At 44.1% G+C, this 12,463-nt stretch carries 6 protein-coding genes; 2 read left to right on the forward strand and 4 right to left on the reverse strand.

Going from position 1 to position 12,463, the window contains the following annotated elements; translation table 11 throughout:
- Positions 1-2 precede the first annotated feature (2 nt).
- Together SVI_RS09920 and SVI_RS09925 are read right to left on the reverse strand one after the other, a co-directional pair.
- A complete protein-coding gene (locus SVI_RS09920; protein WP_013051390.1) occupies positions 3-2,300 on the reverse strand; it encodes a VIT domain-containing protein in 2,298 nt (765 codons plus the stop codon).
- Positions 2,297-2,725, reverse strand: a complete 429-nt coding sequence (locus tag SVI_RS09925; RefSeq protein ID WP_013051391.1) for a MerR family transcriptional regulator — start codon at positions 2,723-2,725, stop codon at positions 2,297-2,299. The genes SVI_RS09920 and SVI_RS09925 overlap by 4 nt, the downstream gene beginning before the upstream one ends.
- A gap of 585 nt (positions 2,726-3,310) precedes the next feature.
- Between SVI_RS09925 and SVI_RS09930 the strand changes: the two genes are divergently transcribed.
- On the forward strand, positions 3,311-4,159 hold the full coding sequence (locus SVI_RS09930) for a mechanosensitive ion channel family protein (protein ID WP_013051392.1): 849 nt from the start codon (positions 3,311-3,313) through the stop codon (positions 4,157-4,159).
- A 668-nt stretch (positions 4,160-4,827) separates the two neighbouring features.
- Here the strand turns inward: SVI_RS09930 and SVI_RS09935 are convergent.
- Together SVI_RS09935 and SVI_RS09940 are read right to left on the reverse strand one after the other, a co-directional pair.
- Positions 4,828-5,463, reverse strand: a complete 636-nt coding sequence (locus SVI_RS09935; RefSeq protein ID WP_013051393.1) for a hypothetical protein — start codon at positions 5,461-5,463, stop codon at positions 4,828-4,830.
- An 840-nt stretch (positions 5,464-6,303) separates the two neighbouring features.
- Positions 6,304-7,920: an NAD(P)/FAD-dependent oxidoreductase gene (locus SVI_RS09940; RefSeq protein ID WP_013051394.1), complete on the reverse strand. Its 1,617-nt coding sequence runs from the start codon at positions 7,918-7,920 to the stop codon at positions 6,304-6,306.
- Between the two features lie 996 nt (positions 7,921-8,916).
- Between SVI_RS09940 and SVI_RS09945 the strand changes: the two genes are divergently transcribed.
- The gene (locus SVI_RS09945) at positions 8,917-11,973 is read left to right on the forward strand and encodes a UvrD-helicase domain-containing protein (protein WP_013051395.1); all 3,057 of its coding nucleotides are present in this window, start codon (positions 8,917-8,919) and stop codon (positions 11,971-11,973) included.
- The last annotated feature ends 490 nt before the right edge of the window (positions 11,974-12,463 follow it).

The following is a 12,463-nucleotide window of genomic DNA, read 5'->3' on the forward strand; positions in this document are numbered from 1 at the left end:
TTTTAGTTTGCTGTATGTGCCATTTCTAGTGTCATCATTTCTCTGACGGTATCGATAAGCTCAGCACTTACATCAAGCTCTTTGCATAGAATCCTTATCAAGCGAGTGACATGGCGGCTGAACTTATTGTCAGGATTAAACTCGTTGTACAAGCTTAACCAAGCAGACACCAGCTTCTGCTCGTTATAGCCTGCGTGCTCTAATAGGTACAGTATTTCAATAATGGTTTCATCTTCGCCTAGCTCTTCAATCTCAATAATATCGAATTCACTCATGCCCATTTCATTATCTGGGGTGAACTCACTGTTGAGCGATTCAGCTAATGAGTTATGCTCCTCTGCTTGAGAGAGACTTAAGTTATCGTTTAGTAACTTAGGTTTAGGTATGGGTATATGAAGGTCGAGAGGCGACGAGTTATGCTCTTTTATTGGTGTGTCATCAGCTTGTTTTCTTAAAAACTTAGGTATATCTAAGTAGTCATTAGGTGATTTAAGCTCTGATGAATAAATCGGTGCACCTTGGCAACCCATGTCGCTACTTTCACATACCAGGCTGCCAAAACCACTTTGCCCTGCTGGTAATTGATGAGGAACTGTGCGTAATTTTGGTAGAGCTAGTTCATTTTCCTGCTCATTAACTTTTACCAGAATATAGCTTGTAGACTCGGTAACCAGTTGGTATTTATCGGCTAAATCTAGTGCTTCCGTTTTATTTACCTCTGCTATCCTAGAGTGTGCTGCAAGCCGCGCTAATGTGTGGTTATCGGTATGGGCCAAGCTAATCTTTTGCGTATGCTTTAAATCAATACCGTCTAAGTCCTTGCAAGAGAAGTTTAGTTCAGCTTGGCCGGCAAATTCATCCTGGCTACATTTGCCAATGTTTAACCAAGAGAATACATTGATTGTGTCACCAGCAAAGAGGGGGCTCAGTTGTTGTGGTGATTGCTGTATCGCTTCATTGGGCTTAGGCCAAGATATCTTACTGTCGTGGAGCCTCGGCTGCTTGATGCGCTCAAAGTGGCGCACTATACGACTGCTCATATTTTCATTAGGCGTGACAAATTCGCTCGCTCCACCCGTCTCGCTCGCGAGTTTAGACAGGAAAGCTTCACTCACTGCGCTGCCTACACCAACTACAAAATGGCGATGTTTTGATGCTTGTGCGTTCGTCAGTAGGTAGTCTTGATCCCATATTTGCCCATCGGTGATCAACAGTATGTCTGTGGGAATATTTTTTGGTGTTTTTGAAGAGTAAGCGGCTTGTAACGCGCTATCCATTTCAGTGCCGCCGAAGTCAGCTCGAAGATTTTGTAGCGTCTTTTCTACACGCTGTAAATTATTTGGCGTTGCTTGTACTGACTTATTAAAGATGAGTTTGTGGTGACTACCAAACAAGATAATGTTGAACCAGTCGTCATCTGCAAGTTGTTCTACAATCGCTTGCAGCGCAATACTCGCTTGGTTAATAGAGTCGCCAGTCATAGAACCTGAGCAATCTACTACCATTTTTATACAGCGTGGTTGACGCTTAGTTTGAATGTCTAACTGAGGATAGAAAGAGGTTAACGCAACAATCTGTTCGCCATCTTTTGCCCATAAACCTTCACCAACATAGCTATTCGGTTTAGCTATTTCGATTATTAAATCTCGATCCATAGGTTGTGCTGCATCGAGCAGACCTAAGTGCAAGCCTTCGGCATCTAACGCTTGGGTAATGGAATGAGTTGGACTAGTTATCACGGCGTCAGCAAGCTTGCCTTCAATGTTGGCTTGGAAATCAAATTGGTAGGCTGCAAATAAAGAGTGAGAAGGCACTTCATGTTCAGCTAAGCCTGCCATAAGTGGCTTGCCATATTTTGGTGCAAGTGTTGTAGGAATATAAAACCTTAACCTGTCTCCTTGCCATTCGTTAAGCTGAGCATATGTGAAATGGATAATAGCGCTTTCACCTGCTAGCAAGTTACCCAAGTTAATGGAGTACAGTCCGTCAGTTATCTTTTTAAGCATGACCGCGGTATTACCACTGGTGACCGCTTCTTCATATTGCTCTTCAGCAACGGAGTTAACTTTGACTTGCCCTTCGAGAATTTGGCCGTTGATCTCGATATTGAGTTGCAGTAGAACGGCATCAATAGGAAGAGGAAAGGTGTATACGGTTTCGATATTGGTATTTTCGTTATTTTTATATTTCTGCTTAACATCGACTTCGGCAAGTATGCCGTTTAATTTCGCCTTGATGCTGACAGAACTGAGTGCAACGTTTTTACCACATTGTGTGGTTAATCCTACTTCACTGTTCATTTCTCTTCCTTATCACTTGATGCGATGCGTTGGTACAATAAGATGATTTCTAGTGTTAGTTGTTTGGCTTGTTCTGGTGTTAACCCAGCTTTGCTTGGGTTTAGTGTGAGTGATATGCCTTCATCTATGTGTATGTGGCTACAGACTTCAATATCTCCAGGCTTAGCGCGTTTTAGCGGGGGAAGGGGCTTATTGCTGCTTTCATCGAAAAGAAGTTCACTAATACGTTCAAGTGATAGCCCTGCATCCTGCCACTTCTTAATTTCAAGCAAGCGCTCTATGTGTGCTTGAGTGTAGTGGGCACCACGCCCACTCCCCTCAGGAGCCTGCAGTAGTGACTTTTGAATGTAGAAGCGCACAGTGCGAGGAGTTAGCTCAACCAGCTGACAAAGATCATTTAAGGTATAGCGATTAATATTTTTCATGACAGTGATACTAGACAGTCTTACTGTTTAGATCAAGTATTTATGACATGTTCAGCTACTGTCTTTCCGGCACTCTTGTTGGCCGGAATCCACTCTTAGAACCAAGAGAAAAAGCTGGATACCGGAACAAGTCCGGCATGACGGCATAAAAAAAAGCTAGGTAGTTGATCATTTCAGGCTATATCGACATTTCCTGATATGACCCATATGGATATGGGAAATGTCGATGATATCGGGAGTATCACTGACCCTGGTGCTCTGTGACTGGAATAGAATAGTCGCATGACATATACATCTAGATCGTCTTTCCGGCACTCTCGTTGGCCGGAATCCACTTCTTAGAACCTAAAGACAAGAGCTGGATCCTGGAACGGGTCCGGGAAGACACAAGTAGGAACCAAGTACAACAAAGCTCGGGTCGATAACGGCTTAACATATAGATTTGGATATCACTTTTCATGGTTTATGTTAAAGTGCGATTTCTGGCTATATAGCAGTTACTCATTATTTACCAATTGGTTATCTATGGTCACACTGCTTCTACTAACGACTAAACAGTTACTTATCAATTCTTAAGAAGGTTTTGTGGATAAACTCAATATTGTCATCGAATTTTTTTCAACCTATAAGCTTTTGTTTACCGTCATCATCATTGTGTGTCTGTCGTTTCTTAAGCGGTTGGTGGTGTCTAAAATTCGCGGTGACTTGCCCTTTGTCACCGAAGGTCAACGTAAGTGGATGTCGCTTACCAAAAATGGCACTTTCATCCTCATTATTATGGTCTTATTTCTGCTGTGGCAAACCGAAATCAATAAATTTGCACTGTCAGTTACGGCGATTGCCATTGCTTTTGTGGTGGCATCGAAAGAGATCATCTTGTGTTTTACCGGTTCCATTCAACGAGCCAGTTCGCGTTCGTTTGTGATTGGTGATTGGATTGAAGTGGGTAAATTGTGTGGTGAGGTGATTGAGCACAACTTGATGGCGACGGTCATTCAAGAGATCGACATACTTCACGGCCAATATAATTACACGGGTAAAACGGTCACTTTTCCAAATAGTATGTTTTTCAGTTACGCGGTTAAAAACCACAACTTTATGAAACGCTATGTTTATCATAGTTTTAATATAACTATTGTTGATTTCGTCAATCTGTACCCGTTATTTCCTGAGCTGATTGAACAAATTGAAGCCCATTGTGAAGATTTTCACGATGTGGCGATTCGATATAATAGTATTATTGAGAGACATGCTGGTGTTGATTTACCTGGGCCTGAGCCGCACATTCAAATTCATAGCGGACCTGCTGGTGAGCAGATGGTGCATATTACGATTTTTTGCCCCACAGAACGCGCAGCCCATTTAGAGCAGTTGATCAGAGAAGACTTTATGATTGTGTACCATGAAACATTTCCTAAGAAAGCTTCAGCATAATTAGGTGGATCGACTACATCTACACCTAGCTCGTCTTTCCGGCATGCTTGTTGGCCGGAATCCACTTCTTAGCACTTAAAGACAAAAGCTGGATCCCGGAACGAGTCCGGGAAGACGGCATAAAAAGAAGCTAGGTCGCTAAAGACCCCAAGTCATAAAGTATAGGGTGATAACCTCTAACTCGTCTTTCCGGCATGCTTGTTGGCCGGAATCCACTTTTTAGCACTTAAAGACAAAAGCTGGTTCCCGGAACGAGCAAGCCCGGGTCGATAATTGCTCCCTTCATGATCGACATTTCCGCCATGACCCATAGGGATATGGCGAATGTCTGAATGATATCGGGAATATCACTGACCCCTGGCGGTCAGATGACATATATGTAGATGGGTCGATAATTGTAATCAGCATAATTAGATGGCTCGACTACATCTACACTCAGCTCGTCTTTCCGGCACTCTTATTGGCCGGAATCCATTCTTCGAACAAAGACAAAAGCTGGATCCCGGAACGAGTCCGGGATGACAGAAGCAGGGGGCCGAAAGAGGGACGCTGGGTCCCGGATGACAAACGTGGATAAGCGTGATTACTGCGGAGGAAGTAGCGGGTCGATAATTACTCGCAGCTTAAAGAAGGCTAGATTGCACTTACAATTATCGTTCGCTGTTTGCTTACTGGTATATAGAATCTAGCTCGCCGTTGTTTAGCTTTTTATTGACCGCCTTTAAACAGTGCTGCGCATGGCTAATCACCTGTTGCATATTTTCATAACAACGACGATCGTTTTTACCGTAGGCAAAAAAGGTCAGAACTAGTTGTTGACCCATGCCGCCGCTGTCTTCTGTATCACCGAGCGCGAGGTAACAGGTGGTGGATTGTGATAAACAAATGGCACCCGCACGAAAGCCTACTTTGGTACTGGCAACATTTTGCAGTATATTTTGCATTAGCCAGTCGATGCTTCTCTGTTGACAGTTTTCTTCAATATCCCGGAACAGTATCATTAATCGCGCACTACACTTTTTAGCATAGGGATATTGTTCATCGGGATTTTCTTCAGCTGCATTAAAGGTGCAGTCATTGCTTTCCAATAGTGAAGTCGAGCTATTGAGCCATTCTACCAGTGAATAAAAAGTATCGGTAAAGGGCCATTTATTAAAAGGCGTAAAATCTTCCAGAGAGCTACGTATCAGTTTTGGATTTTTCTTGAAATCCATATAAACACTGCTTTCGTCGGTTGTCATCGTCGTCCAAGGATGAGATCTTCCCTCGGTGTGCTCTGTTTGCTTTGCGGTAAAAGCGTCCACTATTGAATCCTTTAATGCTGATATGAGGGGGATTTTAATGCGTTTTAACTAGAGATACAAAATGTATTTGCTCGACAGGCCGCGCTCAACATACAAAAAATAACTAACATAACTGAGACACCAATAACTAAGACACCCACGATTGTCAGGTGAAGAACTCTTTACGCTTAAGTGAGGGCTTAAGTGAGTGCTGTGAGTGAGATTGGTTCATATTTGTGAACACTTGGGCACAAAGCGCTGGCGAGTGGGCGGATAATTACTCTCAGCATAAGAGAAGGCTAGATTACAAACGCCTAGCTCGTCATTGCGGAATCTAAGCTACTGTGTTTCCGACATATTCAGCGACTGTCTTTCCGGCACTCTTGTTGGCCGGAATCCACACCTACTTCGTCTTTCCGGTGTTCTTGTTGGCCGGAATCCACTCTTTAGAGCTTAAAGACAACAGCTGGATCCCGGAACAAGTCCGGGAAGACGTATATATGAAGCCGGGTCGATAATTAATCACTGCATAATCGACATTCCCTACCTGACCCATAGGGATATGGGGAATGTTTGAATGATATCGGGAGTATCACTGACCCATGTAGGTCAGAATACAGGAAGACGAGACAAGAATAGTGGTTGACGACGTCGACACCTAGCTAGTCTTTCCGGCATGCTTGTTGGCCGGAATCCATTCTTTGAACAAAGACAAAAGCTGGATACCGGAACAAGTCCGGCATGACAGAACTACGGGCCAAGAAGGCGAGATAGTCAAATGGCAGCTTCAATTGGGACAGCTGCTAACTCGATCTGTTTACTTGAGTTGCTTACTTGGGCCGTTTACTTCAGTTGCTTACTTCAGCTGCTACTAGCTTTGAGCATATCCAGTGCCACGGCTTCCGCAATTTTTATCCCGTCGATACCAGCAGATAAAATGCCTCCCGCATAACCCGCGCCTTCGCCGGCTGGGTATAATCCTTTGGTATTGATGCTTTGATAATCTGCATTACGTTTGATTTGAACCGGAGACGAAGTGCGTGTTTCTACGCCGGTGAGCATGGCATCATCTTGGGCAAAACCTGGGATCTTCTTATTGAACGCGGGTAATGCTTCACGAATCGCTTCAATGGCAAAATCAGGCAGGCTAGTGCTGAGATCTGTCATGGTGACTTCTGGCTTATATGATGGTTCAACGTCACCGTATGGCTTGGCTTCAACCCCTTTCAAGAAATCACCCACCCGTTGCGCTGGAGCTTGGTAAGTGCTGCCGCCTAAGATATAGGCATTACGTTCTAGCTTGCGTTGCAGTGCGATACCTTGCAGGGGATCGTTATCGAAATCACTAGGTGCAACACCCACCACAATGGCACTGTTGGCATTACGCTCACTACGTGAATATTGGCTCATGCCATTAGTGACCACGGCTTCAGTTTCCGATGTGGCCGCCACGACAACGCCGCCAGGACACATACAGAAGCTATATACCGAACGACCACTCTTACAGTGATGCACCAATTTGTAATCTGCGGCACCTAAAATCGGATGTCCTGCATTGCTACCAAAGCGTGCCTGGTCAATCAGTTGCTGTTTATGCTCAATGCGGAAACCTACTGAGAAAGACTGGGCTTCAAGGTAGACCCCTTTATCATGCAACATTTGTACTGTGTCACGTGCACTGTGGCCAATAGCCAAGGTGACATGCTTGGAATTGATGACTTCGCCGTCTCTGAGCGTCACACCTGTCACTTGGTTGTCGACGATATTGATCTCTTCAACCCTGGTTTCAAAACGAATTTCACCGCCAAGCTCGATGATCTTGCGGCGCATACGTTCAACCATAGTAACCAGCTTGAAGGTGCCGATATGAGGCTTACTTACATAGATAATTTCAGCAGGAGCACCAGCGGCTACGAATTCTTGTTTGACTTTTAAGCCTAGAAAATTGGGGTCTTTCACTTGGCTGTATAATTTACCGTCAGAGAATGTACCGGCACCACCTTCACCAAACTGTACATTTGATTCGGTATTTAATTCACCTTTACGCCAGAAACGGAAGGTATCTTTTGCACGTTCATGTACAGATTTACCGCGCTCTAAAATGATAGGGTTGAAACCCATTTGAGCCAGAATTAAGCCGGTAAAAAGACCACAGGGTCCCATACCAATAACAACGGGACGTTCTTCTAAATCCGCAGGCGCTTGAGCCACATATTTGTAACTGGTGTCTGGTGACTTTCTCACCAGTTGATCATCTTCAAAGCGCGTTAACACTTGGTCTTCATCAAGATTATCAAACGTCAAATCTAGCGTGTAAATCAAGGTGATTTTATTACGCTTACGCGCATCATAACCCCGTTTAAAGATATGGATGTCGACAAGCTGCTCTGTCGTGATCGACAGTTTATTAAGCACAAAATTGCGCAATGCATCATCGTCATGATCTAACGGTAATTTGACTTCGTTTAGACGTATCATCGGGTGGTTACCTAACAGGGGATATGGTTCATAATCTATGGCGCGCAGTTTACGTGATCTAGGTTAAAAATGAAATTAAAAAGGCAGCGACTATCAGCCAGATGCACTCTCTGCAGCCTATGACTTACAAGGGGAAGCTGGCAATGGTATCTGTCACTGCTAGCGATTCACGGGGGGATTTATCATAAGAGCCCCAGCTCAGTATTGCGCTTCGCAGTTGAAGCCAGACGTTGAAGCCAGACGCTGAAAACTGAGACGACATTGCATTGGGATCACTGAGACAACACCTATCTCATTATTTAGGCATTCTTGCTACTGTTTTCTACGTCTAACCAAGTGCCTTTCTGACATCTAATCGACTGTTTTTCCTACATCTAACCTAGTGTCTTTCCGGCATGCTTGTTGGCCGGAATCCATTGTTAGAACTTAAAGACAACAGCTGGATACCGGAACAAGTCCGGCATGACAGTATAAAAAGAAGCTAGCTAGTTGAACATTTCAGGCTATATCGACATTTCGACTTTATGGATATGGATATGGATATGGATATGGAGAATGTCTGAATGATATCGGGAGTATCACTGACCCTGGTGCTCAGTGACTGGAATAGAATAGTCGCAGGTGACATATACACCTACCTTCCGTCTTTCCGGCACTCTTGTTGGCCGGAATCCAGTTTTTGATAAGCCTGAATGGGACCCGGAACGAGTCAGGTATGCCTGACTGGGTGGCTATCGAAAGTAGTAACAGAAGCCAGTAAGGGAAGTGTGCTGATTATTTGTTCTCGCTTCGAACTCGCTTTGATTTCATTGCTTTGCTGGCTTTATGCCTACTGTCTCTACTATTTGTTACTAGCATTCTGTCTAGGATTGTTTCTAGGGCTCTTTCTAGAACTATTTCTACAGAGCTTTCTACAGAGATCTCTACAGTCTGTACTATTGCCTGATGGGTTTAGTTGTTAATATGCTCGGGTATTTTGCATTTCTGAGGTTGTAGATGGAGCTTAGGCGACATGAGGTTAAATTTGGTTTTTTGCAGGGGCTGTTTTTTGCTAAAACGGCTAGCTTGTGTGAGCAAGGCTTAATCATTGACGGTAAATTGTTCACTTATCCGAGCATAGAGCAAACCGTTGAGGTGAGGGCGGGTTGGTTTACTCAGACTCTGGTGTGGGGTAACAATAAGTTTATCTTTTTTCGGTTTAGCCAGAGCAAACCTCTGTTTAAATTAGCAAGATACAATCGACTGGTGTTTTGTAGGCCTGCTTTACTGCAAACATATGATGACTTGCTGGTCGATATTGCCAGCTTCGATAAAGAGTTTGGCCTGCATCAGCGCTATTTACGCCATTCAGATAGAGCCCGTTTACATCAAGGCTATAGTGGGACCTTGGCAGCGTTTAAACAGACTGTGTATTTCAACAGATTAGGTTTTGATGTCACCAAGCTCAATTGCCGACTGGCTAAATTTATTAAGCAACCAGAGCAATTTACTCAGAAATACAATCAATGGTGGCAGGATAAGCAATTAGAGGCTTATCAGACGCTGTTTGATTCGTTAGAAGCGCATCCCTTAACAGATCTGCAGCGCCAAGCGTGTGTTATCGATGAAAACAACACCTTAGTCATTGCCGGTGCCGGTACAGGTAAAACCAGCACCATGGCGGCTAAAGCTGCGTATCTGGTCAAACAAGGGTTAGCTAAGCCCGATGAGATTTTGATGTTGGCCTATGGCAAAGATGCCATGGTTGAACTCAAGCAGCGGGTTTACACAATTCCTGGTCTAAACTCGGTTAAAGTGAGTACCTTTCATGGGCTAGGTAAAGAGATTATCCAATCTTACTTAGACGAGTCTACTCAAGTGTCTGTGCTTGCCAGTGACACTAAAAAGTTTACCCAATTTGTCGATCAACAGCTTGATGCCATAGTCGCCGACTCAAAAATGGCCGATCCAGTTGCCGATTATTTTGGGCGTTATCTGTATCCCCAAGTCAATGAACTGGACTTTCAAACTCAGGGCCAATACCGCTCATACCTTAAAAACAATGAGATAAGAGCGCTTTCAGGTGACTTGGTGAAGAGCTTTCAAGAGCTCACTATCTGTAATTACCTATTTACTCACGGCATACAATTTGAGTATGAAGCTAAGTACGCACCTAAAGAGGGTGTTTTAGTGAGTGAGCCGGGAAAAAGTGTATATCAGCCAGATTTTTATATTCCGGCGCTCGATGCTTATCTGGAGCATTTTGGCATAGATAAGCAAGGCCCAGCTCCCAAGGGAAGTCGGCCAGATATCGATAAAACTGCTTACAACCTTAGCCGAGAATGGAAAATTGATACCCATAAACGCCACAACACCTGTTTATTGCAGACCTTTAGCTGGCAAGCCGACTTGGGTGAGCTGGAGAAGAATTTAGAGGCCCTGTTATGTGAGCGGTGTGAGCAGCTAGGCCTGGCACAAAACCAAGTATTTAAGCCTATATCGCCTGAAGCCGTGTTTGCTCAGGTCAAAGCTTTGGGCGTTTACCGCAATGTCAGTCGGTTAATGTCGAGTTTTCTGTCACTTTTTAAAGCTTCTACTTTCTCTTTAGCCGATCTTGAGCAGATTAAGCTGACGCCAGCTAGTACTAATAATGCTAAGAGTGATAAAAAAAGTACTATTTATAATCAAGTCAGGTGGAAGGCGTTTCTGCACCTGTTTAGATGGGTGATAACCCAGTATGAGGCGCACCTTAGATCGCTTAAGACCTTAGATTTTTCAGATATGATCAGTCAAGGGATTGAGATGACTCAAAAGAGTGACTTTCATCAGCGGACCCAAGGTCGATTTCGTTATAAATACATCATGGTCGATGAGTTCCAGGATATTTCTGCAGAGCGCGCCAAGTTAGTGACTCAGTTACGGGATTCAAGCCCAGGTTGTGCGCTATTTTGTGTGGGCGATGACTGGCAGGCGATTTATCGCTTTACCGGCAGCGACCTTAAGTTAACCACCGAATTTGACCGGGTGTTTGGCGCGAGTCGCATTGTCACCTTAGACAAGACCTTTAGATTTAACGATAGGATAGAGAAGGTCGCATCAAGCTTTATTCAGGCTAACCCGGCGCAGCTTAAGAAAACCCTTACCACGCATACCTTAAGTGATAACCCTGAAGTGTGTTTATTGATTAATTCAAAAGAGACTGGGTTAGCGCAAGCGTTCAATAGCATTGTCGAAGCTATTGCTTCTAATCTGGCTGCGAGTTCTGACTCTGCTGCAAGCTGTACAGACTCTGGTTCAGGTTCTGAAAAAGGAACAGGAAAAGGAACAGAGAAAGACACAAGCTCTACAAGCGTGATGGTGATCAGTCGTTTTAAATCCTCATTGAAGGATTTAAGTGTTTGGCAGAAGCGTTATTCACAGCTGCAGATCTCAGGTTTTTCCGCCCATGGTTCAAAAGGCAAGCAGGCCGATTTTGTTATCGTGCTCGATGTGAATGATGACAAGTATGGTTTTCCAAGCAAGATAGCCAGTGATCCCATTTTAGAAGCTCTGCTACCTAAACTTGATAAGTATGCCTATACCGAAGAGCGCCGCTTGTTCTATGTGGCCTTATCCCGAGCTAAGCAGACGGTTTTTGTTCAAGCTGAATTGGGTAAAGAGTCTGTTTTTGTCAAAGAGCTGCGTACTTTTAATAACGATGTTCATTGTTATCTCAGCGACCTCGCGCCCCTGTATATTGAGTCTTTGTCTTGCCCCGAATGTAATGCAGGCAAACTTATTCCCACTCAAGGGCGCTACGGACTCTTTTACGCATGTTCACTGGGCAAACATTATTGCGACACTAAGCTAGATGCGTGCACATCCTGTAAAAGCGCCCCTATGCTGCGCAATGAAACTCATCATATTTGTGCATCGGCTGAATGTGACCACCAGCTACAAATTTGCCCAGAGTGTGTTTCAGGCAAGCTTATCAAGCGCACCAACAGTAAAAGCGGTAAAGCATTTTTAGCTTGTAGCCTACACAAAATGAAAGATGAGAATAGCTGTCAATATACTAGTAGTTTGGCAGGATAAACCTAAGACAGCCCTCATTATGTGGGCTGTAAAACCTAAGGCTGCACTACACCTAGCTCGTCATTCCGGTGTTATTTTGCCTGGAATCCACTCTTCGAATCAAGAGAAAAAGCTGGATACCGGAACCAGTCCGGTATGACCATTTATTATGGCGTTCAGATGACATTTGATAACCAGTAGTACATAGACGAGAGACGACATCTACACCGACTTCGTCTTTCCGGCATGCTTGTTGGCCGGAATCCACTCTTTAGAACTTAAAGACAACAGCTGGATACCGGAACCAGTCCGGCATGAAATATATGTAGACGAGTGTCCTTGATAGCTCCGAGGAAACATAGAGGTGTCGATGACATTTTCCTCTATTTCGTCTTTCCGGCATGCTTGTTGGCCGGAATCTAGCTTTTGAATCAAGATATAAGCTGAGAGTTGATACAGCTAAAATCTAGAGCCTGGTATGACTTAAATCTAGAGTTGGTATCGCTAAAAT

Source organism: Shewanella violacea DSS12 (genome assembly GCF_000091325.1).
GTDB classification, from domain to species: Bacteria; Pseudomonadota; Gammaproteobacteria; order Enterobacterales; family Shewanellaceae; genus Shewanella; species Shewanella violacea.

What these genes read in the sequence shown, in the direction of transcription:
- SVI_RS09920 (WP_013051390.1), bottom strand. Translation starts at nt 2,300, where the DNA reads ATGAACAGTGAAGTAGGATTAACCACACAATGTGGTAAAAACGTTGCA.
- SVI_RS09925 (WP_013051391.1), bottom strand. Translation starts at nt 2,725, where the DNA reads ATGAAAAATATTAATCGCTATACCTTAAATGATCTTTGTCAGCTGGTT.
- SVI_RS09945 (WP_013051395.1), top strand. Translation starts at nt 8,917, where the DNA reads ATGGAGCTTAGGCGACATGAGGTTAAATTTGGTTTTTTGCAGGGGCTG.
- SVI_RS09940 (WP_013051394.1), bottom strand. Translation starts at nt 7,920, where the DNA reads ATGATACGTCTAAACGAAGTCAAATTACCGTTAGATCATGACGATGAT.